Annotated in this window: 41 protein-coding genes; 21 read left to right on the forward strand and 20 right to left on the reverse strand. The window is 57.8% G+C overall.

Going from position 1 to position 21,439, the window contains the following annotated elements; translation table 11 throughout:
- Positions 1-80: 80 nt before the first annotated feature.
- The 4 genes from CXF97_RS13145 to CXF97_RS13160 all read right to left on the reverse strand — a co-directional run bounded on the left by CXF97_RS13145 (position 81) and on the right by CXF97_RS13160 (position 2,686).
- Positions 81-293: an AlpA family transcriptional regulator gene (locus CXF97_RS13145; protein WP_024013576.1), complete on the reverse strand. Its 213-nt coding sequence runs from the start codon at positions 291-293 to the stop codon at positions 81-83.
- 70 nt (positions 294-363) lie between these two features.
- On the reverse strand, positions 364-861 hold the full coding sequence (locus CXF97_RS13150; protein WP_101158863.1) for a hypothetical protein: 498 nt from the start codon (positions 859-861) through the stop codon (positions 364-366).
- 51 nt (positions 862-912) lie between these two features.
- On the reverse strand, positions 913-2,028 hold the full coding sequence (locus tag CXF97_RS13155) for a site-specific DNA-methyltransferase (protein ID WP_101158864.1): 1,116 nt from the start codon (positions 2,026-2,028) through the stop codon (positions 913-915).
- Positions 2,029-2,101: 73 nt separating this feature from the next.
- Positions 2,102-2,686 (reverse strand): hypothetical protein, encoded by a 585-nt coding sequence (locus CXF97_RS13160; protein ID WP_101158865.1) that lies wholly within the window; start codon positions 2,684-2,686, stop codon positions 2,102-2,104.
- A gap of 128 nt (positions 2,687-2,814) precedes the next feature.
- Between CXF97_RS13160 and CXF97_RS13165 the strand changes: the two genes are divergently transcribed.
- A complete protein-coding gene (locus CXF97_RS13165; RefSeq protein ID WP_101158866.1) occupies positions 2,815-3,057 on the forward strand; it encodes a hypothetical protein in 243 nt (80 codons plus the stop codon).
- A 1-nt stretch (position 3,058) separates the two neighbouring features.
- On the opposite strand, the gene CXF97_RS13170 is transcribed toward CXF97_RS13165, so the two are convergent.
- On the reverse strand, positions 3,059-3,703 hold the full coding sequence (locus tag CXF97_RS13170; protein ID WP_101158867.1) for a hypothetical protein: 645 nt from the start codon (positions 3,701-3,703) through the stop codon (positions 3,059-3,061).
- A 195-nt stretch (positions 3,704-3,898) separates the two neighbouring features.
- Here CXF97_RS13170 and CXF97_RS13175 point away from each other — a divergent pair, with 195 nt between their 5' ends.
- Positions 3,899-4,726: a hypothetical protein gene (locus CXF97_RS13175; RefSeq protein ID WP_157830883.1), complete on the forward strand. Its 828-nt coding sequence runs from the start codon at positions 3,899-3,901 to the stop codon at positions 4,724-4,726.
- Here CXF97_RS13175 and CXF97_RS13180 read toward each other — a convergent pair.
- The 14 genes from CXF97_RS13180 to CXF97_RS13235 form a co-directional block, all read right to left on the reverse strand.
- A complete protein-coding gene (locus tag CXF97_RS13180; protein WP_101158869.1) occupies positions 4,707-5,084 on the reverse strand; it encodes a hypothetical protein in 378 nt (125 codons plus the stop codon). The genes CXF97_RS13175 and CXF97_RS13180 overlap by 20 nt on opposite strands.
- A gap of 75 nt (positions 5,085-5,159) precedes the next feature.
- A complete protein-coding gene (locus CXF97_RS13185; RefSeq protein WP_101158870.1) occupies positions 5,160-5,624 on the reverse strand; it encodes a hypothetical protein in 465 nt (154 codons plus the stop codon).
- Entirely contained in the window at positions 5,621-5,863 is a 243-nt protein-coding gene (locus CXF97_RS13190) for a hypothetical protein (protein ID WP_101158871.1), read from the reverse strand. The genes CXF97_RS13185 and CXF97_RS13190 overlap by 4 nt, the downstream gene beginning before the upstream one ends.
- Complete coding sequence (locus CXF97_RS13195; protein WP_101158872.1) at positions 5,860-7,482, reverse strand: YqaJ viral recombinase family protein; 1,623 nt, start codon at positions 7,480-7,482, stop codon at positions 5,860-5,862. Before CXF97_RS13195 ends, CXF97_RS13190 begins: the two co-directional genes overlap by 4 nt.
- On the reverse strand, positions 7,479-8,282 hold the full coding sequence (gene bet / locus CXF97_RS13200) for a phage recombination protein Bet (protein ID WP_101158873.1): 804 nt from the start codon (positions 8,280-8,282) through the stop codon (positions 7,479-7,481). The genes CXF97_RS13195 and bet overlap by 4 nt, the downstream gene beginning before the upstream one ends.
- 168 nt (positions 8,283-8,450) lie before the next feature.
- The gene (locus tag CXF97_RS28465; protein WP_256589811.1) at positions 8,451-8,576 is read right to left on the reverse strand and encodes a hypothetical protein; all 126 of its coding nucleotides are present in this window, start codon (positions 8,574-8,576) and stop codon (positions 8,451-8,453) included.
- The gene (locus CXF97_RS13205) at positions 8,573-8,776 is read right to left on the reverse strand and encodes a hypothetical protein (RefSeq protein ID WP_101158874.1); all 204 of its coding nucleotides are present in this window, start codon (positions 8,774-8,776) and stop codon (positions 8,573-8,575) included. The genes CXF97_RS28465 and CXF97_RS13205 overlap by 4 nt, the downstream gene beginning before the upstream one ends.
- On the reverse strand, positions 8,773-8,964 hold the full coding sequence (locus CXF97_RS13210; protein ID WP_101158875.1) for a hypothetical protein: 192 nt from the start codon (positions 8,962-8,964) through the stop codon (positions 8,773-8,775). The genes CXF97_RS13205 and CXF97_RS13210 overlap by 4 nt, the downstream gene beginning before the upstream one ends.
- A gap of 2 nt (positions 8,965-8,966) precedes the next feature.
- Positions 8,967-9,395, reverse strand: coding sequence for a hypothetical protein (locus tag CXF97_RS13215; RefSeq protein WP_101158876.1), 429 nt, complete (start codon positions 9,393-9,395; stop codon positions 8,967-8,969).
- 21 nt (positions 9,396-9,416) lie between these two features.
- Positions 9,417-9,677: a hypothetical protein gene (locus CXF97_RS13220; RefSeq protein WP_101158878.1), complete on the reverse strand. Its 261-nt coding sequence runs from the start codon at positions 9,675-9,677 to the stop codon at positions 9,417-9,419.
- Positions 9,678-9,698: 21 nt separating this feature from the next.
- The gene (locus CXF97_RS13225; RefSeq protein ID WP_256589812.1) at positions 9,699-10,022 is read right to left on the reverse strand and encodes a hypothetical protein; all 324 of its coding nucleotides are present in this window, start codon (positions 10,020-10,022) and stop codon (positions 9,699-9,701) included.
- A 413-nt stretch (positions 10,023-10,435) separates the two neighbouring features.
- Positions 10,436-10,675, reverse strand: a complete 240-nt coding sequence (locus CXF97_RS27990; RefSeq protein ID WP_157830884.1) for a hypothetical protein — start codon at positions 10,673-10,675, stop codon at positions 10,436-10,438.
- Entirely contained in the window at positions 10,672-10,836 is a 165-nt protein-coding gene (locus tag CXF97_RS13230; RefSeq protein WP_256589813.1) for a hypothetical protein, read from the reverse strand. The genes CXF97_RS27990 and CXF97_RS13230 overlap by 4 nt, the downstream gene beginning before the upstream one ends.
- Positions 10,837-10,889: 53 nt before the next feature.
- Positions 10,890-11,198, reverse strand: a complete 309-nt coding sequence (locus CXF97_RS13235; RefSeq protein WP_256589814.1) for a hypothetical protein — start codon at positions 11,196-11,198, stop codon at positions 10,890-10,892.
- A 518-nt stretch (positions 11,199-11,716) separates the two neighbouring features.
- Between CXF97_RS13235 and CXF97_RS13240 the strand changes: the two genes are divergently transcribed.
- The gene (locus CXF97_RS13240) at positions 11,717-12,031 is read left to right on the forward strand and encodes a DUF1654 domain-containing protein (RefSeq protein WP_101158884.1); all 315 of its coding nucleotides are present in this window, start codon (positions 11,717-11,719) and stop codon (positions 12,029-12,031) included.
- 49 nt (positions 12,032-12,080) lie between these two features.
- Here CXF97_RS13240 and CXF97_RS13245 read toward each other — a convergent pair whose 3' ends face one another.
- Positions 12,081-12,935 carry a S24 family peptidase gene (locus CXF97_RS13245; RefSeq protein WP_101158885.1) on the reverse strand — a complete coding sequence of 285 codons (855 nt, stop codon included), beginning with the start codon at positions 12,933-12,935 and terminating at the stop codon, positions 12,081-12,083.
- 96 nt (positions 12,936-13,031) lie between these two features.
- On the opposite strand from CXF97_RS13245, the gene CXF97_RS13250 reads away from it, so the two are divergent.
- The 18 genes from CXF97_RS13250 to CXF97_RS13330 all read left to right on the forward strand — a co-directional run bounded on the left by CXF97_RS13250 (position 13,032) and on the right by CXF97_RS13330 (position 21,439).
- Positions 13,032-13,280: a Cro/CI family transcriptional regulator gene (locus tag CXF97_RS13250; protein WP_101158888.1), complete on the forward strand. Its 249-nt coding sequence runs from the start codon at positions 13,032-13,034 to the stop codon at positions 13,278-13,280.
- A gap of 29 nt (positions 13,281-13,309) precedes the next feature.
- The gene (locus CXF97_RS13255; RefSeq protein WP_039012569.1) at positions 13,310-13,510 is read left to right on the forward strand and encodes a hypothetical protein; all 201 of its coding nucleotides are present in this window, start codon (positions 13,310-13,312) and stop codon (positions 13,508-13,510) included.
- A 317-nt stretch (positions 13,511-13,827) separates the two neighbouring features.
- The gene (locus CXF97_RS13265) at positions 13,828-14,589 is read left to right on the forward strand and encodes a phage antirepressor KilAC domain-containing protein (RefSeq protein ID WP_101158892.1); all 762 of its coding nucleotides are present in this window, start codon (positions 13,828-13,830) and stop codon (positions 14,587-14,589) included.
- Complete coding sequence (locus CXF97_RS28315; RefSeq protein WP_218239550.1) at positions 14,586-15,371, forward strand: DUF1376 domain-containing protein; 786 nt, start codon at positions 14,586-14,588, stop codon at positions 15,369-15,371. The genes CXF97_RS13265 and CXF97_RS28315 overlap by 4 nt, the downstream gene beginning before the upstream one ends.
- On the forward strand, positions 15,361-16,167 hold the full coding sequence (locus CXF97_RS13280) for an ATP-binding protein (protein WP_101158894.1): 807 nt from the start codon (positions 15,361-15,363) through the stop codon (positions 16,165-16,167). The genes CXF97_RS28315 and CXF97_RS13280 overlap by 11 nt, the downstream gene beginning before the upstream one ends.
- Positions 16,167-16,328, forward strand: a complete 162-nt coding sequence (locus CXF97_RS27995; RefSeq protein ID WP_157830885.1) for a hypothetical protein — start codon at positions 16,167-16,169, stop codon at positions 16,326-16,328. The genes CXF97_RS13280 and CXF97_RS27995 overlap by 1 nt, the downstream gene beginning before the upstream one ends.
- On the forward strand, positions 16,325-16,807 hold the full coding sequence (locus CXF97_RS28470) for a helix-turn-helix domain-containing protein (RefSeq protein ID WP_256589815.1): 483 nt from the start codon (positions 16,325-16,327) through the stop codon (positions 16,805-16,807). The genes CXF97_RS27995 and CXF97_RS28470 overlap by 4 nt, the downstream gene beginning before the upstream one ends.
- Positions 16,804-17,205 carry a recombination protein NinB gene (locus CXF97_RS13290; RefSeq protein WP_101158896.1) on the forward strand — a complete coding sequence of 134 codons (402 nt, stop codon included), beginning with the start codon at positions 16,804-16,806 and terminating at the stop codon, positions 17,203-17,205. The genes CXF97_RS28470 and CXF97_RS13290 overlap by 4 nt, the downstream gene beginning before the upstream one ends.
- Positions 17,205-17,372 (forward strand): hypothetical protein, encoded by a 168-nt coding sequence (locus CXF97_RS28000; protein ID WP_156497535.1) that lies wholly within the window; start codon positions 17,205-17,207, stop codon positions 17,370-17,372. The genes CXF97_RS13290 and CXF97_RS28000 overlap by 1 nt, the downstream gene beginning before the upstream one ends.
- The gene (locus tag CXF97_RS13295; RefSeq protein ID WP_101158898.1) at positions 17,369-18,013 is read left to right on the forward strand and encodes a recombination protein NinG; all 645 of its coding nucleotides are present in this window, start codon (positions 17,369-17,371) and stop codon (positions 18,011-18,013) included. The genes CXF97_RS28000 and CXF97_RS13295 overlap by 4 nt, the downstream gene beginning before the upstream one ends.
- Positions 18,010-18,690 (forward strand): hypothetical protein, encoded by a 681-nt coding sequence (locus CXF97_RS13300; protein ID WP_101158900.1) that lies wholly within the window; start codon positions 18,010-18,012, stop codon positions 18,688-18,690. Before CXF97_RS13295 ends, CXF97_RS13300 begins: the two co-directional genes overlap by 4 nt.
- A gap of 151 nt (positions 18,691-18,841) precedes the next feature.
- Complete coding sequence (locus tag CXF97_RS28005) at positions 18,842-19,006, forward strand: hypothetical protein (RefSeq protein ID WP_157830886.1); 165 nt, start codon at positions 18,842-18,844, stop codon at positions 19,004-19,006.
- A gap of 334 nt (positions 19,007-19,340) precedes the next feature.
- A complete protein-coding gene (locus CXF97_RS13305; RefSeq protein ID WP_162276419.1) occupies positions 19,341-19,655 on the forward strand; it encodes a phage holin, lambda family in 315 nt (104 codons plus the stop codon).
- Positions 19,652-20,038, forward strand: a complete 387-nt coding sequence (locus CXF97_RS13310; RefSeq protein WP_101158902.1) for a hypothetical protein — start codon at positions 19,652-19,654, stop codon at positions 20,036-20,038. Before CXF97_RS13305 ends, CXF97_RS13310 begins: the two co-directional genes overlap by 4 nt.
- Complete coding sequence (locus CXF97_RS28320) at positions 19,998-20,180, forward strand: hypothetical protein (protein WP_047297581.1); 183 nt, start codon at positions 19,998-20,000, stop codon at positions 20,178-20,180. The genes CXF97_RS13310 and CXF97_RS28320 overlap by 41 nt, the downstream gene beginning before the upstream one ends.
- Before the next feature lie 59 nt (positions 20,181-20,239).
- The gene (locus CXF97_RS13320) at positions 20,240-20,470 is read left to right on the forward strand and encodes a hypothetical protein (RefSeq protein ID WP_101158904.1); all 231 of its coding nucleotides are present in this window, start codon (positions 20,240-20,242) and stop codon (positions 20,468-20,470) included.
- 7 nt (positions 20,471-20,477) lie between these two features.
- Complete coding sequence (locus tag CXF97_RS13325; protein WP_064361127.1) at positions 20,478-20,909, forward strand: hypothetical protein; 432 nt, start codon at positions 20,478-20,480, stop codon at positions 20,907-20,909.
- 8 nt (positions 20,910-20,917) lie between these two features.
- Positions 20,918-21,439, forward strand: coding sequence for a hypothetical protein (locus CXF97_RS13330; protein ID WP_047297584.1), 522 nt, complete (start codon positions 20,918-20,920; stop codon positions 21,437-21,439).

Raw genomic sequence — 21,439 nt, forward strand, 5'->3', positions numbered from 1 at the left:
TCTTTGAAGATTTCCACGGTATGACCTGTAGGGCTTGAATTTAGCGGGATCTGTTGAATTGTCAGTTGCTGGTGTACTGATCAATGTACTGATTGGTCGTTGCTGGGGTTCAAATCGAGCATCCACTGCGAGATAGCAGACTGACGCCAGGCGACCGAGTTGGGGCCTATTCTAACCTGTTTCGGGAAGGTGCCCTCCCTGATCCGGCGATAAACCGTGTTACGGCCAAGACCGGTTGTGTGAAGCACCTCGTCGAGGCGCAGGAAACGATCGATGTTTTCTGTCGCTGCCATTTGAAACTCCTCGCCGATTTCGGCTTGGCTTGAATTTATGCCGCGCGTGGCGGCAGAAGGTGGTGATGGGTTATGCGCCGGCCTTGGCCAGAACTGCGTCGGCAACCTTCATGGCAGCCTGCGCATCGTTGACGTAGGCGGGGTCGAACCCGCCTGCCAGGTGAATGGTGGCTTGGCAGGCGCGCAGGTTCTCGCGGGTGAGCTTCAGTGCCGCGACCAGGTCTTCGTGCAACTCGCGCTCTTCCCGACCGATTTCCCAGAATCGCGTTGCCCAGTGAGAGGATGGCGGCGGGTTGCTGTTCTGCGCGCCGAGAGCCAGCGCTCCGACGACAACATCAAGCAAGTCACGCTTGTAGGCGTTGTCGCCGTCGATGCTCAGCCCGTTTCGGCGCAGCGCGTCCAGGGCATTGTTCAGGTTCGACTCGGGCGACGGCAGCACGAGGTCGAAGTCTTTCTTGCCGGGACGGCAGGCCACCACCAGCAGCTCGCAATCAAGCGGCAGGTGCTGAGCCATATCCGAGATGGCTTCGATAGCAGCGTCGCGGAATGCATTCTTTTCTTCGGACATAGGGATACCTCGCCCGCCGTACACCGGCAGGCTGTTGAGTTGGGGGAGGGGTTAGGCTGTTGCGGCGTCGTGAAAAACGTCCATCTGCGCTGCGCCGTCGAGCCAGGCGGCGTCGATTCGGCGCCGAGCCATTGCGGCGTATTCTGGATTCAGCTCGCAGATGATAGAACGCCGACCTTCCTGCATCGACACCAGCGAAGTGGTACCGGCGCCGCCGAACGGGTCCAGCACCACACCTCCGCGCGGGGCTCCGGCGAGAACACAGGGGCGGATTAGATCGGGCGGGAATGTAGCAAAGTGGGCGCCCTTGAAACTGTGTGTGGCCACAGTCCAGACGCTGCGCTTATTTCGCTCCGTCGGCATGATCGCGAGTGCTGAATTCATCGAGTCGTTATCCTTGACCCGTCCCCGCTGGCGCTCCTCGGCATCGCTTCCATGACCCCAACCAACACCGTTGGTCTTCCGCGTAGTTGCTTTCATGTTGCCGTTGCTCTTCGCGCCACCGTTTGCCCGCTCGCTGCCGATCTGAGCCTGAACATCTTGCGACAGCCGGGCATGGGTGTTCGGCGAACACGGCTCAAGGATTGCCGCTTGGTCGAAGTAATATTTTTTCGACTTGCTGAGAAGGAACACATATTCGTGCGATTTGGTGCAGCGGTCGCGTACGCTCTCCGGCATCGGGTTTGGTTTGTTCCAGATGATGTCCTGTCGCAGGTACCAGCCGTCATCCTGCAGGGCGAATGCCAAGCGCCAAGGCATACCCATCATGTCCTTCGACTTCATGCCCATCTCCCGGCCGCGCACGCCGGTACCGGATTTGAAGCGCGGATGCTCGTTGATTTGGCGGGCCGAGGTGACGCTGCGGCCAGACATCTGGCCGTCACCTTGAGGTCTGCCTTGGGCGCCCCAGCTGCCGGCATAGCTGTCGCCCATATTCACCCAGGCCGTGCCGTCGTCGCGAAGTACTCGACGCACTTCGCGGAATACCTCGACCAGGCGAGCGATGAACTCGCCCGGTGTTTCCTCCAAACCTATCTGCCCTTCCACGCCGTAATCGCGCAGGCCGAAGTAGGGCGGGCTGGTAACGCAGGTATGAGCTGATTTGTCCGGCAGCGTCCGCATCATGTCGATGCAGTCACCGACCAAAATACGGTGTTGTTCGCTCATCCGATCACCGCCTTTATGGTCAGTACCAATGGAAGCCAGAAGAAGAGGGTGCAGCCGAGTAAGCACTTGGTGATCATGGTGCGGATCTCGCAGCTGTGACCTCGTCGATGAGCGATTGCGGAAGGCGTGCCGCGAACTTGCCCTCCGACCACGACAGCGGTTCGGACTGACGGATCATCTCGTTCAACAGTTCGAACGCCGCGACAAGCTGCTGATCTCGGATTTCGCCATCCTCGGGAAGGTCGTCAACAAATATGTCGGACGGGTCTAGTTCGCGCGGCATGTTCGGCTCGCAGATGCAGAGCTTTTGGTCTGCCAGATCAATATCGCTGTCGATCAGGTAATCACGCAGGCTGTCTTCGTCGAAAAAATATTCTTCATCATCGAAAATGACCAGCGGCTCGCCTGCCCAATCCTTGATCGGCATCGATGCAAACTTCGCCAGACGACTTTCTTCGTAGCACTGGCGGCAGTAGCTCCGGATCTCGTGGATTGGATGATCTGGATTCTTCTCGCACCGGCGGTGAGTGGCGCCGCACCAGCGAGCCATGTGTTCATCGTTGCCCCAGAAGCGGCCATCGGCTGCGACCCAGCCAGTGAGGGTCTGAATGCTGGCGGCTTCGGGGGATTCGTACATCACGACTTTTTCTTCAGACATGACTTCGTCCTTGCCGCTATAGCGGCTGACTTTGAAGGGGGAGGGAGTGGCCTTTTGCCTCAATAGTGCAATCGACCGGGATAGTTGAAACTGATAGTTCTGCTCAGGGCAGCCCACAGGAGAGGGACATGTCACACAGTCTGGATACGCCTATCGCCCACGAATATCGAGGGCATGAAGTGATCATCAAATTCGACTGGGACAAGCCCAACGACGAAGCCCCTGTGGGTGCTCATGTCATTGAGGCTAGTGAAGTTCCAGGTTTTGCCAACACTGTTGCAGATCTCTCTGGCCCGTGGGAGGACTATCAAAGCGCGCTGGCGGAGGCGCTGGCCACTGCTGAGCGATGGGTCGACAGTCAGTTGCCTTGATTCAAGCTGCTAGCTGCTCCAGCGGTTGTTGACGCAGCGCAGCCTGTACTGCCTCAACCACCCGGCGCAGGTAGTTGAATTCGTGATTCTCCTCGACCGCCTTGTCGCCAACCGGGTAGTGCCACTCATCGCCAAACAGTTCAGTCAGCAGCCTGTCGTGATGCCAGCACTCGTTTGGCGACTCCACGCTTCGCAGAACGTCGATGTCATGCCAGAGCTCACGCGCCTCATCCTTGCTCAGCTCATCCAGCTCCCAGTCATGTCGGCCGGTCTTTTGCCGTCGGCGCTGGACGATGCATTTTTTCGCGAAGGTGTGAAGGGCATTCCCGCTGAACCGCGTGCTGCTGATACCGCGATCGAGGCAGTTCAGGACGTAGTGCCAATCACAGTCGGCCACGAACTCGGCCACCGTGCGTGGACCCATGCCGCCCCAGTAGGCGCTCCAGCTGTTGTCCCAGCAATTGACCGTGATCTTGCCCTGGGCGGTCTGATAGCTCGGGTCGGATTCAGTAGGGCAGTCGCGGCGGCCGAAGTCCTCAAGGAACACGGTAATCGCGTCGAGACGCGGCGCGCCGGTGATCACCAGCTTGGTCACAGTTGAGCGCTCAACCTTCAGCGGCTCGGCCGGTTTGTTTTCTGTGGGCATGGGGCTTCCTATGCCGGGGCATGCCCGGGCGGTGGAGGGTGGGTTCAGAGTTGTTTGAGAATGCGACGGCTCGATGCCGGAGCAGACCGAGCCGTAAGTAATATCCATGGTTACTCCCGTCACGCTCCGCTATTCATGAACGGATGCATTTAGTGTGATAATGGTTTGAATATTTTCGGGGTCGAGCAGGGAAAAATGGATAAAGCCAGCCGGTTGTGGAGAAGTTTCAAAATTTTTCTGGAAAACAATGTTTTGATATTGGCAGTATCAATTTGCATATTATTGATTTTATCGGTTTCGGTTAATTATTTTTCTAGCTTCCCATCTGTACGCTCTACAGATCAAGCCATTTGGGGGCAGTTCGGCGACTATTTTGGTGGTGTGTTAAATCCTTTATTATCTTTTTTTGCTCTAGTAGGGCTAATGGTTACACTGCGCTCGCAGCAAGCTGAAAGTAAAAAATCCGAAAAGCGTCATGAGGAGGCGCTTTTTGATGCGCGTTTGTTTCAGCTGCTTACATTGAGCCACAGCGCAGTTTCGTCAGTTAAAATTCTGGGCGTCAGTGCGGGACATGAAAAAGACACCTACGATGGGCATCGTGCCATGGCGTATGCGCTGAATAGCCTTCAAGAAGAATACTTATACAAAGCTGAGCGTGGGCAGGGTTCGGATATGTATCGCCGGCTACTTCCTCAATTTGAACGATGGAAACGAATCTATTGGCCTGCAGTAGCCAGTTATATAGAGTCAATGTTGTATTTGATTCAGTATGCGATTGAGAATTCAAAGGGTCAGCGGAATATGGAGTTCGCCCTGCGTGCGGTGTTTGCCCAAATGTCTTCCTCTGAAAAGCTACTCATCTTTTATGTGATGATTTTTTCGAAACAATATAAAATTATGATTGCGAATGTATTGCATGCTGAATATCTCGCGGGTGCCGCTGATGACGACCTGAAACCATATAGGCAAGATTTACTACATAGCGCTATTTTGGAGCGCTTGGCTACATCAGATCTAAGGTAGTCGGCCGTTGCAGCTGTAATATTTCGTCGCCTGGGTCTTTTTCAATCTCGGCCAAGCTCTTTAATCGAAATGCCTCCGACACCTTTTCGGTAATGACAAAAGGTGTCGTGACACAGCGAAGCATCTTGGTCTGAGTATCGAAGTCTGCCGCGATAAGGTTCATCAGCAGCAGCTGGTAAACCTCCTGCTGGTTGTTGATGCCGTGGGCTGCCATGACCCGCTTGAGGTCTGGCTTGAACACGCCGGCCACTTCAACCGTAAACTTCTCGACGCCCAATGCAGCGTCCTTTGCTGCTGCCTTCTCGCGCTTTTTCTTTTGCTTGATCGCTTCCTTCGTCGGCTCCTGTACTTCGGCCATGGCCCACCTCTTCAATTCCGCTGGCCGGCAAGTCCAGCCAGGTCTGTCGTTTGCGTTGCTGGGTGCGAAAACGTCTCACGCTGCGACCTTCACCTGATGCCAGGCGCCGGCGGAGTAGAACAGCTTCGCGGCTTGGGCTTCGTCCATCGAGATCTCGTCGGGAATGGCGATCCAGCCCGATGCGACCAGATGGTTCGGGTTCGCGCTGTTGCGCAGCTCCAGGTAGTAATGCTCGATGGCATCGGTCAGGCGCTCGACCTTGTAGATGCCCTCGGGCGAGATCTCGACCGACTTGATGTACTCGGCGCCGCGCTCGTCTCGACACATAGCGGCGATGTAGATCGTCCAGCGGTAGGAGAAGTCGAAGATCGCGTTGGCGATCGCCAGACTGCGGATCTGCCGGCAGCTCTTCCAGTTCGCCATGATCTGGCTTCCGCTGGGATCAATGTTTACGACCGCGACGTGGTTGGTTCGCAGCAGCGCCCGGCAACTGCGTTCAGCCCGGGCGAAACCGTTGTTGGGTTTGCGTTTCGACTTCATAGCGAGTCCGCCATTTTGCGCAGCGCCTTGCGTTCGGCCGCCGATATCGGCTTCGGCCGCCGCTTGAGGACCGTTTCAGGGTCTATTTTCTTCGAGCGGGGCGGTGGCAGCGGATTGCGCGGCGGGCTTTTCAGTTGGTCGATCTGCCCGCCGGAGGCCAGGTACTGTGCAATTCGTTCAGCGATCGATTCGGCGTCCGGTCGGTGCTGCTCGACGAGGTTGAGGTGGTTGCTGATCATGCTGCCACCTTTACCAGCCTCACGCCGGCCATGCTGAATTTGTTGCCCTGATCGGCGACCAGCGCGTCGAGGTTTTCCCAGTTCACGGTCAGCACCGAGATTGGCGCTTGGCCGTAAGCAACCGCTTTGATCAGCTCTTCCAGATCAAACACTTCGGCCTGCAGGTTCGTCGGCGCCGCAGTTGTGGTCGTTGGCTTCGAGGCAGACTGAACAGGCGAGGCTGCTTTTACCGGTGCTGGACTGGCGACTGGTGCAGGCTCAACAGGGGCCTTGGCTTTCGCCTCAGCTTCGATCCGTTGCAGCTCCTGTTGCCGGATCTGCTCGCGCTGCGCCTCGGCTTTCTCCTCCTCGGCTTTCTGGTGCTCAGAGATTCGCACCTTGATCAGCGCGACCAAGTCATCGTTGGCCTTCAGAACAAGCTGTTGGATGTCGTTGAACAAGAATGCATGGTCGGGCGCGAGCTCGGCCAGGCTGGTCAGATTCAAGCGAATGGCATCTGCCGACTGGCTCGCGGCGATTTTTGCTCGAGCCAGCTCGGTGTCAACGGCATCCTGCAAACTGGTGATCGTGCGCTTGTTCTTCATCGCGCCGGCGAAGTCGGAAGTAACCGCTGGCAGCGTTACCCGGCCCAGTGTTTTATTGATGGCCGCGACGTGATCCGCCAGCGCCTGCTCAGCCTTCTGCTTGATGTTGGTCTTCACCAGCAGCTCTTGAGCCTTCACAAGCTTGTCGACCTTCAAGCGCGTCTCGCGAGCATGTGCGCTGATTCGATCAAGAGACGAGAAAAGCTCGTCAATGCTTTGGGTTTGGGAGAGCGCTTGTTTCTTCGCTACCGCGACCGCTTCTTCGACATCGCCGCACCACTTGACCGCTTTCTTGGCATCGGCAAAGTCTTGGTCGGTCTGCAGGGTCGTTTTCACAGAGTCGATGACAGCGAGAGCCGAATCCTCAAACACCTTGAGGTTGCTCGCGGTGACCATGCCGGTCAGTTCGATGCGTAGCGCTGGCAGCTCGTCCGGGGCCTTGCCCACGACAATCGACGGCGTCTCGGCCATTTCGAAGCTGGCCAGGTCGGCCTCGAACTGTTTCCAGCCTTCGACCAACTGCGCGGCGCGGCCGGCGACAGGTCGGTATTCCATATGCACGAAGTTTTCGGCGGTGCCGTCGGAGCAAACGAAAATCACGCGCTCGGCGCCGCTCACCAGCAATTGCTGCTCAAGCTGCCAGTAGTAATGCGGATCCAGCTCGCCGGCCTTCACCTGGGCGACCAGTGATTCGTTCCAAAGCTTGTGCTCGAAGAGGGTCTCGCCCAGCATCGTCGCGCCGTCCATGGAGGCGAGCAGATTGCCGTCGGTGCCAACGACTGGATACAGCTCCTCGCCGATCATGACTTCAACCAGCGGCCGGGCGAGCGCTTCAGTTGCGTGGCCTTTGTCGAAGATGTACTGCTGCGCCTGAGTGACCTCCGGCGCAATGCCGGTTTTCTTCATGGTCAGCAGGTCGGTGCGGGTCTGGTACTTCGAAGCGCCCATCATTGCGGGCGCCTCGGAGGCGGTGAAGTGCTGAGCGCGCAATGCGTGCCACTCGGCGGAGCCTTGAGCTACGTTGTGAATTTTCATGCTGTGTCTCCGTCGATGGCTTTGAGGTTCTGGATTTTTTCGATCTGGGCCGGGCTCAGCGTGTATTTGCTGCTGATGGTCGCGATCAGGTGTTCTGGGCTGGTTCGGTTGGCATCAACCAGTGGCTGCCATTTGGCGATGTTCTCTTTCAGGAGATCATCGGAGTAGGGCGGAAGAGCCTCGGGCTCAGGCTCTTGCTGCCGCTGCGGACTCACATCGCGCGGAGCCTCGTCGAAAGTCTTGCCTTCCATCTCGTCTGCCGTCGGCGCCGATCCGACCTCGGGGAACGCCTTGCGTAGCGCCTGCGCCTCGGCGCACTTGGCGAGCTGGGCGAAAGCTCGGCGCTTCCACATCGAGTTCGGGGCGACAGTGTCCTTGCTGGCAGTGGCATAGTTCTCAAGCCAGCGCTCGCTGGCTGTGAACTCGGCCACAAGGCCGTTAGACATCTGGCGCTTTACCGTCACTCGGCACCACTCGGGATAGGTGACATCGACACCACCAAGCTTGGCGGTGATCGGTGGCCCGTATTCAGGGTCGCTGATGCCGGCGTATTGCCCGGTACGTGCCGCCTGAATGCGGTACAGGCCAATGCCAGGCATCACGGTGTCGACCATCCCACGACCTTTCTGATAGATCGGAACGATGTGCACTGGTTTGAGCATCGGATCGAGCTGGGCGGCCTTACAGTAGGCCAGCACCATCACTACCGAGTTGTGCGCCGCGCCTGGATACAGGCTTCCGCTCAGGACTTCGACGAGTGCGTCCTCGGAAATGGCTGGCAGATGATCAGCCTGTTTCATTACTGCGGACATGGGGAATCCTTGCCGCGACATGCGCAGCGATTGAATGCTTGGGTTATTGAGTGATGCGGTCGGCGAGGGCGCTGAGCAGCATCAGGAAGGTGAAAACGCCGATGTCAGAGAACGATCCGCGCCGAATGAGAATGCGGCGTGCCATCTGCCGACCGGTCATCGGAACACGTTGTAGGTGGTGGAGCGGGGCACCTGGCAAGTACCCTGGCCGTCTTTCACGATGCCGTAGGCGCCTGCGCCGGCAACCAGAATCACGACTAGAACCCAGTAGACGAGATTCATGCTTTCACCTCGTAGGCGACCGTCCATTCACCACACATGCAGGCCCGGCCACTCCATGCATGCACGTCCGGGATACCCGCGTCGTGCGCCAGTGAAAGCGCACCGAGCCACTTGGTGTGGGTGAATGCCAAGATCATTCGGTCGGATGGCAGTTCTTCAATTTGCTCATCGACCAGAGACTTGTAGATTGGCGTGGTCATGACAACTCCTTGCGCCCTGCAACAATCTTGTTGAGGCGCCCGCAGTAGTGGTTGAATTCTTCGATGGTGATGCGCTCGTCGGCCATCATTTCGGTGAGCGTTTTCTGGATCATCACCGACCAACTGATCGGTGTTGCTGGCTCTCTCAAGGTCTCCAGCTCCTCGCCGATGAGGACGTGCGGGCTCATGCTCACAGTGAGTCATCCTCGGCCTGGGCGATCAGCGCGTCACGAGCCAAGGGCCGAAGTAGGGCCTCAGCCAGCTCGCCGAGCTTGCCGTATGCATGTTCGCTGTTGCCCAGCAGCTCATCAGCGGCTGTTTTGTCGGCGCGACCGTGCTTCGCAGAGATCAAGAGATAGCCGAGAGCTGGCGTGTGGATCTGGAAGTCAGCAGCTCGACCATTCACATGCTCATCTACCGCAAGGGCCAGATCATCTACCGTGACGCCTTGGGGTCTGCGATTACGGCGATTGAACGTTACGTCGTTCTCGAGCCGCACCAACTGCTCCACGCCGTTGGCAACCCAAGCCTTTTCGGTTTCCGATAAAGGTCTTTCGGCCGCCATCCGAGGCAACTGCGCGTCGTGCATGGCCTGGCAGAGTTTCAGTGCTGCGTTCATGGTTGCCTCCAGCTTGGCGGGTCAGTCGTAATAGGCTTGATCGGCCAGATACTCGGAATGCTCGTTTACAAGCCATTCCTCCATTGAGGCGATCTCGGATTCCGTCATAAAGCTGGTGTCGTCCTTCGATTCCCAATTGATTTCGCAATGCCCGAAGTACTCATCGGGATCGGCAGCTTGCGAACTGAAATTTCCTTTCGATTGGGAAAAATAAACAACGGTCAGGTTGATCGAGACGTCCTCGCCATCCTTGACCGTCCAATACTCGTAGGTGCGGGCCATGGCGACCTCCAGTGTTTGGGGTTAGGCGGAGCGGGCGGCGATCATGGCGTCGGCGAGCTCGTAAGATGCAGCTGCGATTTTCTCGTTGCTGATCAAGCCCCATGTGTCTGCGTGAGAGCAGATGCCTTGCATTGCCTTGGCTGCGAAGTAGTCGCGAACCGTGACCCCGAAGCAGGTGCCGTGCCCGCCGTATTCGTTGGCGCCAACAGGAAAGGCCGGTTCCTTTGCGGCGTCGACGGCTTGGCACTCGAAGCACACGCCGCCTGACTGTTCCGACTCCTCGATCAGGCTATTGCACTTCAAGCACGACCCGAAGCGTTCCGGATCTGGTGGCTGAAAATTCATGGCTTTCTCCATTCGTTGATTGATCCAACAAAAGTCGGATGCACTCATCCGCTCCGCTGGTTGCCGTTGGGCGCGGAGGGGAGTGCATTCGGGGTTTTTCGGGGGAGGGATGCCGGTTACGTCTCCGGCGACGAGTTCCACGGCCGTGTTCAGTTCACCAGCGCTCGATGACAACCGATTCTGGGATTAATGCAGGTGGGCGGTTATAGGCCGCAGTTTCGTCCGCATCGGGTGTGATTTGGTAGGGATTCGAACCCAAAAGAATTACGTCGATTTCGGCAGCGCTACCTAGTCGACACCACCCCGCACGCAGGGCGCCCCTGATCCGCCGAGGCAAACTCCAAATCACACCCCGATGCGCTCTCATAGAGAGGATCGGGCAGTTAACGACAGGCTGTCGTGGCGCTGGTTGCTCAGCAGTCAAATGGTGGTTTATCACCAATGCGGTTGAGCTTCTCTTGCTGGAATGCCTCGGCGATATCGAAGGCTCTGGCCGCGATCAGCTCGGGTGGATAATCGTTCGCAGAGACAAGGCCGATCATTGCTGCCAGTGCATAGCTTTCGACTTCTTCATGTTCATTGCGCGTCATCGTGATTCTCCGGTTGATTTCCCGTCTGGCCCTGTCGCCAAGGCCAGCCAGTGAAATCGTCATGCCAAAAACTCATGCCAAGCGTTCAGGTACTGGCTACCGTTCCCGCTGTTGGTGAACCGCCAGATCAAAACATCCATGCCGCCGCCAACCTCGCGGAAGTAACAGAGGTTTTCATCTACCCGATCCACCCAGCCGAGTAGCTCACCGGCTGGCTTGGTCATGTGCTTGTCGCTCGTAAAGACGCGACACCCTTTCATGGGTTTGAACAGCCTCATCACGCATACATCCGCACGGTGATGTAGCCATTGCTCGCCACGACGCGCTCCCAGCGGTTAAAGAAAACGACGCCGCCGAACTTGTCGATGGCCGCCTGCTTCACCTTGCTGAGCACGTCGTCAGCGCGCTCACCAGCATCTGGGAGGGCAAGCCATTCGAGACGCTTGCCGTTGCTGAGGTGTGAATCAATATCGAATTGAGCCATGTACTTTTCCTCCGTTGATTTCCAATGCCGCCTCATCGAAGCGGCATCAGTAAATCTGTTCTCCGTGACCCGCTGCTGGCGGCCGTCACTGGCTTGAATCATCTGGCTGTCGGTACGGGATTACTCGCCATCCCGGGAGGCGCATTTAAGTCACTGCTTCGCACTTTGCCGGTAAAGCGCCTCATCTCGGCTCCGGCAGGGAGTGCTCACAGCGCAGGTCGGTGACTGCTAAATCCAGACGCATCAGCAGGTCGACCTGGTCCGGTAACCAGAGCCGGGCGTGGTTCAGTTCCAGAGCTGACATGGGGATCGAAATTTATGGTTCGCGTTGTTCGCCGTTTCCAGCGATGCCTCAAGGGCTGCCCGTTTCCGGGGATCGATCCGCGAATGGTTTGGGTTGTTAAAGAGCGGCGGGTCTGTTGAGGCCCTTTGCAGTGGCTGTGTGTCGCTGCGATGGGTGAACGATAAGCCAATGCCTAATTTCTGTAAATAGGTAATGCCTAATTATTTTCATGATTTTTTCTTTCGGTTGATCTGGTCGGGGAGGGATTGCTTTTCCAAGGCAAGCCGTTAAGCTTCGCCTAACCTGTATGGATATACAGCATTTTTGAGGAGGTTTTATGGCGCAGCAGAGCAATAAGAAAGAGTCAGGAATTCGACCGATGCACTCCATGGAGCGGCTTCAGCTGCGCGTGTCGTCGATGATCAATCACCCGATCGCCCAAGAGCGGCGCGAGGTGCGGATTCATCGGCTTGATACGGACGGGGAGAGGGAGTGGTCGGAAATACTGGGCGCATTATCCGAAGCTGACGGCATCGCTATGACGCGTCACGATGAAGACGATTCCTTCACGCTGCGCTGGGAACCTTCATCAGAAGAAGAGCGGATGGTGCCGGTAGAAGAGGAGCCTGTAATGGAAGTGGCGCCTTTCTAAAAGACACAAAAAAGCCCGCTCATTTGGCGGGCTTTTTCACGATCGGGCGCTACACCAAGTTCGCATTCCAAACCAGCAGAACACGCGCCTGAATGTACGTCTCCTCCAGCCAGATGTCCTCTGCTTTGTGCTTGCGGTTGTCAGAAATCATCTTGAATTTATCCTTACCCTTCATCTGCAGGCGCTTGATGTACTGAAAGCCCTGGTACGAGAAAAAGTAAATTCCATCACCGATGAAGTCCTTGACGCTGATGTCCACCAGTAGCGGGTCGCCATGCTTGATCGTCGGCGCCATCGACTGACCCCAGCCGGTAATCATTTTGAGGTGGAAGTGTTCTTTGAACTCGACACCCATTGCGCGCAGCTGGGAAGGGCTGACACGCACATCTTGTAGCAGTTCGGGGTAATCGTGGTTGACCTCGCCGCCACCCATCGCCCCACGAATGTCGTAGTGGGCAATCCACACCTCATCGCCGACTTTGCCAGGCCGATAAGCGTCTTGCACCAGAACGCCAACTGATTCATCGAGCGCGTCGTTCTCGGCGATCGCGAGCAACTTCGTCAACTTGCTTTCGTCGAGCCTTTTGCCGGCGAGCATCGCGCGAAACTTATCGGCAGCAGTCGATCCTGTTTCGGGCTCTTCGACAACAAGCCCATTTCCCGAACCTTCGCCGAGGCTCTCATACGTGAAGCCTGGCCGCATCCCCCAGTGGGAAGGGCCAACTACGTCTGAGAAATATGCGATCACGTCCATCAGTTTGGACTTGTCGATCCTGCCGTTTTTCACCCACCCCTGTACCGACGGAGGCTTCACGGAGAAGTCGTCTGCGAGCTGTTTCTTGGATACGCCTTTGGCGATCCGCGCGGCCTCGATGGCGGCGCCTAATTCTGGGCCGGTAAGCATTGCCTAATTTAGCCTTTCGAATAGTTGGTTAGGCAATGGCTTGTTTGAGATAAGGTAATGCCTTATATTCACCGCAACATCTCCAGGAGAGAACTCATGAAACCAGCAGAAGCAGCCAAAGAAGCATCCCGCTTGCTCGGCAGCCAAGCGGAAATGGCGCGCCGCCTGCGGGTTGCTGCGCCAACAGTTAACCAGTGGTGTTCCGGAGAGCGCGCTGTTCCTGCCAAGCGTGCGATCGAAATCGAGGCATTGACCGGAGGCGCAGTTGATCGCGCCGACCTCTGCCCATCTTTTCCTTGGGCGCAGATCAAGTCTGCGCCCGGCCAAACACTTTCAGCTGCATAACCAATTTCAACAGCCAGGAGCATCGAAGCATGTACATGGACCCCAATCAAAAGCGCGCCATCCCGGTGAAGGTTCGATTTGAACCGGTGCTTGATCGGATTCTGCGTAAGGCCGCGACCAAAACCCGTATGCAGCACGCCACCTACCTCTACGAAATCATCGAATGGGCAGTGGCCAATGGCGTGATCGAGGAACTGATGCAGGACAAACAAGAAGATATCGCGGGCTGAAGCCCCTTTGGAGGGCCAAATGACCGTAGAGCTTGAAAGGCTTCCTCCGCCTACTCGAAAGCGAGTGGAGGAATTGATGCGCGTAAACGGCTGGAGCTTCAGCCGTGCGATCAACGAAGTAATGGAAACCGCCATCGCGAGTGGGGCGCTTTCCGAGGTGGGAAGGAAGAAGGCGCCAGTCCTTCAACTGGTGACCCCAATGAGGGCCTCTGGCAGGGACTCTTCGGGGTAATCCAGAGGGCCTCTGCCAAATTCGGGACGAAAAAAAGCCGGGGTAGTGACCCGGCTCTCTTAAGCATCTCTGTGGGACGAATTATATGCACACCACAACATCAACAATCAATACCCCGGCCAGTGTCGCGACACAATTTGGCAACCGTGAAAACGTGTCGCGTTTCATTTCAACAATCACCCTCCGCGACATGATCAACGAGGCGCGCCAGCAAGCCGGCGAGCCGAAGGTTCGCAACGACCATTTCCTTTCCCGGGTTGAAGACGAGCTGGGCGATGATCTGGAGGGGGTGCAAAAATATTACACCCCCCTCCACGGCAACCAGGTTGCTACCTACGGCCTGACTCTCGACCAATGCATGCTGGTAGGGATGCGCGAATCGAAAGCGGTTCGCCGATCCGTGCTTCAAAAGCTGAAGCAGCTGGAAGGCCCTCGGGTTCTCGCCACGCTCCCAGACTTCTCCAATCCTGCCGCAGCCGCCCGCGCGTGGGCTGAGCAGTTCGAGCTTCAGCAGGCTGCCAATCAGGCCCTGATTGAGGCCGCGCCGAAGATTGCCTTCGTTGAGCGCTACGTGGAATCAACTGGGCTGAAGGGATTCCGCCAAGTAGCGAAGCTCCTGAAGGCCAACGAATCGCGCTTTCGTGAGTTCCTGCTCGACAAAAAGATCATGTATCGCATGGGCGGCGAGTGGCAGGCCTATCAGCCTCACATCGACGCTGGCCGCTTTGAAGTCAAAGCCGGCACTAGCGACAGCGGCCACGCCTACAACCAATCCAAATTCACCCCCAAGGGCGTCAACTGGATTGCCGGTTTGTGGGCTCAGCACAATCTCAAGGGGGTCGAATGATGGCCGCGCTTCCGTACATGCAGTTCTACGTCGCCGACTATTTGGCTGACACCACGCACCTGACTGCGGAAGAGCATGGCGCGTACATGCTCCTGCTGTTCAGCTACTGGCAGACGGGCAAGCCTTTGCGAATCGATCGCCTCGCGACTGTCGCACGGATTCCCAACGAACGTTGGCCGTCCGTTGCCGATACGTTGAGTGAGTTCTTCCACGTCACGGAAACGCACTGGGTGCAGTTCCGCGTCGAAGCAGATCTCGAGGCAGTCAACAGCAAAGTCGTCACTGCCTCCAACGCGGGTAAGGCGTCCGCTCGAGCAAAGGCCCTCAAAAAACAACAAGAACTCAACGACCGTTCAACGAACGTTGACGATACGTTGCAACGGAATGGCAACCATAAAGATACAGATACAGATACAGATAAGAACAAAAACAACACTCCACCGATGGTGGATGACCTCTTCCCGAAGTTCTGGAAAATGTACCCGAACAAGAAGGGTAAAGCCGCAGCTGAAAAAGCCTGGAAGAAACTCAAGGTCACTGCTGACCTGTTCGGCCAGATTGCTGAAGGCCTGGCCGCCCAAGTCGTTTGCGAGGCATGGGTCAAGGACGGCGGGCAGTTCATTCCCCACCCAGCGACGTGGCTGAACGGCAAGCGCTGGGAAGACGAAGTGAAAGTCGCCAGCAACGTGCACCCGTTCCCGCAATCCCGCCACAACGGCTTCGCTGAACGCGATTACACGTCCGGCCTGAAAATGCGGGAGGACGGCAGCTATGCGCTCTGAGCCAGTCCAGCCCACTCCAGAATTGCCGCCGGGCACTCGCATCCAGCCAGCCGAGTGCGAAACCCACGGCGCCTACGAGCAGCGAGTCTTCTCGGTCCTGAACAGGGAGCTGAGAAGCAACTGCCCCGAGTGCAGCCGCATTGCCCGGGAGAAGTCCGAAGCTGCCGAGCAAGCGAACAAAGCAATGGAACTGCGCATGTCCCTTGCTCGCAAGCTGGGCGACGCGCTGATCCCGAAACGATTCGCTACTCGCACCCTGGGCAACTACCAGGCCGAGAACGACGGCCAGCGCAAAGCCCTCCGGTTCTGCCAGCACTACGTCCAGATCTTCGACGAGATCCTGAAGACCGGTCGCTGCATGGTGCTGATCGGCAAGCCCGGTACCGGGAAAACGCACCTCGGCGCCGGCATGGCCAACGAGCTGCTGCACAACACGTCACGCACGGCCGTGTACCGCACTGTCGGCGCAATCCTTCAGGCGATCCGCTCCACGTACGACAAGCACAGCGGACGCAGCGAGGCCGAGATTCTGTCGAGCCTGATCGACCCCGATCTGCTGGTGCTGGACGAGGTAGGCGTGAGCAAGGAGCAGCCGAGCGACTTCGAGCTGACGACCCTGTTCGCAATCATCAACGGCCGGTACGAGCAGGAGCGCCCGACGGTGGTGATCTCCAACCTCGAAGCCAGCCAGTTGCCGGCCGCCATGGGTGATCGCTGCGTCGACCGTCTGCGCGAGGGCGGAATGATCGTGGTCCCGTTCGACTGGGAATCTCAGCGCGGCAAGGAAGGGTTCTGATGAAAATACCCAAAGACTTATTGTGGATTCTGTTTTTGCTCACGGCATTCGCTTCTTACAGCTGGCTGCTTTCGGAGTCCACCCGGGGCATGACGCTCATTTGCGTGAAGGTGGTCACCGACCAAAAAGGATTTCCCGCCGCATTGGAGGAGTGCAGATGAGCGATTACACCGAACTGAAGCGGCTGGCCGAGGCTATCGAATCCTGCACGTCTATCGCCGAGGGAGACGAGGCTGCATGGATGCGCAGAGCGACCGGCAGAGCGGTAGTGGAGCTTCTGGAGGAGTTAGAGACCCTCAAGGCTGAGGTTGAGAGGCATAGAGCCTATGCCGATAAATGCGAAAGTGCAGCAGCAGGGTTTTCACGCCAATTGCAGACGGCGCTCATAGAGCTCAAAGCCCTGCAGGGCGAAAAGGCTGCGCAAGGCGCAATCCGTAAAGAACGGCAGGCCGAAGGAATCGAAAAAGCGAGAGCCGAAGGCAAGTATCAAGGAAGGCCGGTTGACGCGGATCTTCATGCGCGGGTGATCGACCTGCTTCAGAACGGGCATGGGGTTCGCCCTACCGCTCGGCTTGCCAAATGCTCGACGACTACGGTGATTCGGATTAAAGCCGCCTTGAGCAATGGAGAGCAGTCATGAGCACGGAATTCGCAATCCGCAGCCAACGCGACATCAGCCGCCTCATGGGCGTCCTGCACGCAACCGACTTCACCAAGCCGAAGATCGTGGTGATCAAGGACGAAAAGCGCCCTGACGTCTGCAACCGCAAGATGTGGGCAATGCTCAAGGACGTATCCGAGCAGGTGGTCTGGCACGGCAAGAAGCTGACCAGTGAGGATTGGAAGTGCCTTTTCAGTGCCTCGCTGGAGAAGCAGCGCGCCGAGCCAGGCCTCGACGGTGGATTCGTCGTGATGGCCGTATCGACCCGCAAGCAGTCCCAGAAGTGGTTCAGCGATCTATTCGAGCTGATGCATGCCTTCGGCGCCGAGCATGGTGTGCGCTGGACTGAGCAGGACAAGTGGGGAGGGCGGTATTGATGACTCCAGCAGAGCAATTCTGGATTGTGATTTTCCTCTCCTTGGTCGTCGGGGTAATTGCTGGACATTTCATCGAGCGGCGCCGCAAGCAATCGCTCGCAGAGTTCGAACGCAAGCGCAAAGCCCGAAAGGAAGAAGTAGAGCGAGCAGCAAGGAAAGCATTATGAGCCTCACTGTGAAGCAGTCCCGCCCGAAGAAATGCCGAGTCGCCGGATGCCGGGCCACATTCGTCCCTGCGCAGCCATTTCAAACTTGGTGTTCACCTGACTGTGCAGTAGCGATCATCCGCCAGCGACAGGAGAAGCAGCGCAAGTCGTTCGCCCAGCGCGAACGCCGCGAGATCAAGGTCCGCAAAGAGGCCCTGAAAAGTCGCGGCGACCACCTCAAGGATGCCGAGAAGGCAGTCCGGGACTACCGGCGCACCTATGAGCTGAGCATCGGCAGCGGTTGCATGAGCTGTGGGGAATCGCAGGAATCGATTCTGGCGGCGCAGGGCTGGAAGACTGGAGGTGCGTTCGATGCCGGCCACTTCCTTGGCAAGGGCGCACGGCCCGAGCTGCGCCTAGAACCATCCAACATATGGCTTCAGTGCAAGGCCTGTAACTCAGGCTCCTACATGCACGCCCGCAAGGGATACACCGTCTCCCAAGGCTTCCGAACTGGTCTTATCGCCCGCATCGGCCTGGAGGCCGTCGAAGCGCTTGAAGCCGACCACGAACCGCGAAAGCACACCGTAGACGAACTCAAGGCGATCACCGCCGAATACCGGGCCAAGACCCGCGAACTGAAAAAGGGGCAGGCAGCATGAATTACCACAATGTGATCTCAGCAGTAGTTCGGGCCTTGGCCGCCGAGACGATCAACAGTTCCGGCGGATGCAACGTCGAGCCCCGGGTGCAGGCCAGCAAGCTCAAGGGCGAGATATCCGGGAAGGATGCCGCGCTGTTGGCTGACTGCATCGTGCACAAGCTCCTGCACGCCCAGCTTTCCCCGAGGCACTGGAACGCCTTGGTGGCGAAGTACAGCACGCACCGTGGCCGCAAGATCGACTCCATCGGCCGGCTGGTCGCCGTGGTGAAGAGTCCAGCGCCGCAGCGCTTCACGCAACAGGCCGTTCTCGTTTGGGCGGTACCGCAGCAGGTGAAGGGCATTCAGCGAGCGGTGACCCAGATCAAGGCGCCGAAGCACCGGGAGAACAAGGAGGAGGGGCAGTGGGATTGGCGCAACGCGGCAGCAGACGCTGACGTTGCCCGGGCGAACAAGCATGCGCGCGCCGTAGCAGAGGACAAGCCGGGCGAGATGATCGTCCTGGCCGACTCGAACTACGACATGACGAACTGGGATTCTCAGGGGCTCACGGAGCGCACCTACCAGCGCTGGAACAAGGCCATCAAGGACGGGCTGGAGTCGCTGGTGAACGAGGCTCTGGTCGAGGCGCAACACATGCTTGAAGCAGTCGGAGTGCTGGAAAGCGAGGCGGCATAAAATAGTCCCTCAAAAGGGCTTGCAATGTCATGTCGCCATGTCGCATTATTCACCCATCCTGTCATTCCTGCGTGTGTAGGACTGACAAACTAAACCCGGCCACCGCGCCGGGTTTTTTATTGCCTCGAATTCGACTCGCTGGGAGGTGCGCATGAAGCTGAAGGCCAAAGCAAATCTGCTGGAGCGCGCCAGAACAGCGTGGGAGGTAGTCGCGCGGCAGGTGGGGGAGACGGATTTCTCACGCCATCCGCAGACCGGAGAATACCTCCACCCCGGTGTCGCCATGGGTTGGCGCATCCATAAGAAGAATCTGTAGTTTCACCTGTAGCCAGGACAGCCCTAGGGAAGGCCTGGACGTCGATAGCCGGATGGTGCGACGTACGGAATCAACACCGGCAGCCCGTGCACTCTGACCTCACATGCTTGTGGAGTGGCGCGAGACAGGAAGGGCGAGATCGATGCAAAGGGGCGTTGACGCTGGGAAAGTCTTTGGCCGACAGCTCGGAAAGACGAGCGCACCTATTCAGGGCCTCTGCACTCGCAGGGGCTTTTTCGTTTTCGGCTCCCCACACCCATTGCCCCGAGCTGGGAGTGCAGCGGACGCCGGATTTATCAATCTCCCCATGGGGGAGGCAACCCGGATGCCAAACATGCCTGACAAGCCAGACACATGGGCCAAGATCTGGCTGGCGTTGAGCAATCCGCTCTGGCAGGGCGTGATCATGTCCATCACCGTATCGTTGCTTCGAGTCATGTACGACGCGAAGGAAACCAGTAAGCGCCGTATCGTTTTCGAGGCGCTGATCTGTGGATCGCTGAGCTTGGTCGCGTCCAGCATTATCGAGTGGATGGCCTGGCCTTCCAGTTTGTCGGTCGCCGCCGGAGGGACTATTGGGTTCCTCGGCGTGACAGCCATTCGCGAACTGGTGACCCGATTCCTCGGTCGCAAGGCGGATGCCGCATGAAGACCTTCGCTGCAGCAATCATCATCGCCCTGGTCGGCCTGCTGCTCATTGGGATTCAGCAGTCGCGCGTCGTCGCCCTTCGCGGGGAGGTGGCATTCGAAGCCAGCGAGAAAAAGAAGGCGGTCGACGCCAACCTCGAAAGCCAGGCCACGATCACGACGCTGCGCGCCGAAGCCCAGCGCAACGCCGATTACCAGAAAGACCTGAACAAGCGTTTACAGGCCAGTCAGGCCAAAGCCAGAAAGGCGGAGAAGAACTTTGAAGAACTCAAACGCAACAGCAAGCCTGTTCGTGATTGGGCTGCTCAGCCTCTGCCTGACGGCCTGCGCGGGAAAGCCGCCACTGGTAACAAAGACAGCGGCAGTAAGAGTCGAGCCCCCTGAGCTGGTGCCATGCGAGCGGGTAGCTGATGAAGACCTCGCCGACAACGGCCAGCTGTGGGAACTGAAGAACCAAGCCATCAACCTGCTCGACACCTGCGCAGATCAGGTGGACGCGCAGATCAAGCGCAGTCAGAGCAAGTAGGTCGCGACACGTTTCGCGAGAGTGCAAATTGTGTCGCGACACGCGACGAGGAGAGCAGCATGGATAACCAGCACAAGAAGATCACCGGCTACCGCGACCTGACTCAGTCTGAAATCGACGGCATGAACTCGATCAAGGCTCTGGAGGTCGACGCCGGCGAACTGTTCAAGCAGATCGGCCAGATTGAAGGTGTTGGCCCTCGGCTGTTGGCGTTGGCCAAGACCAATCTTCAGCAGGGCTTCATGTGGTTCGTTCGCTCGATCGCCAAACCTGCGGATCCATTCAGCTGAGGCCCACATGACAACCATTGCCTACAAGGACGGTGTTATCGCCTATGACTCGCGGCAGACCAGGTCGGGCGCGATCGTCTCAGATGATTGCTTGAAGTGCGCGACCGTTGATGGAGTCAGTTTCTTCCTGGCTGGAGCTGTATGCGACGAGAAGGCTTTGATTGCCGCCTACTTCGGAACCCCCTCGCTTGTTCCTGTGGAGTGTTCGGGCTATGTCGTCGATGGTGGCAAGCTGATGATGGTCGGCCACGACGACAAGACGGGCCTTTGGAAGCAGGAGCTCGACCCATCCAACCCTGACGCTATTGGCAGTGGCTCCGCTTATGCCTTAGCAGCGATGGATATGGGGGCAAACGCGGTGGGCGCGGTTCGTGCCGCCATGAAGCGAGACATCTACACCGGCGGCACCATCCGCACGATGACCATTAAGCAAAAATAAGGATCCCCATGACAACCAAGCAACCCGACTGGGAGGCGATCGAACGAGCCTACCGGGCTGGGTCGCTTTCAGTTCGAGCAATCGCCGAAGAGAGCAACATCTCTCACGTAGCGATTGCCAAGCGAGCGAAGAAGGAAGGCTGGGTGCGCGACCTGACGGATAAGGTCAGAGCCGCAGCCAAACGAAAGGTTACCAACGCGGTTACCACGGAAAGTTACCAAGACCCACTGGTAACCGAAGAACAGATCATTGAGGAGGCTTCCGACAAGGTTGCCTCTGTAGTGCTCGCGCACCGGGTTGATCTGGCTCAGTGGCGAGGCATTGCGAACAAGCTCAGTGCCGCGCTTCAGGCCATGACAGTCAACGAGGCGAACATCGGCGACTTCTCCCGATCGCTCAACGCGGGCGTCGATGCCCAGCTCAAGGTCATCAAGGGCGAGCGCCAGGCCTACAACCTCGACACGGAAGAGGGTGACAAGACAGTCGATACCCTGGCCGCGATGATGGACGAACTATCGAAGGACGCCTGA

The sequence above is a fragment of the Pseudomonas sp. Choline-02u-1 genome (assembly GCF_002836515.1).
In the GTDB taxonomy this organism is placed as follows: domain Bacteria; phylum Pseudomonadota; class Gammaproteobacteria; order Pseudomonadales; family Pseudomonadaceae; genus Aquipseudomonas.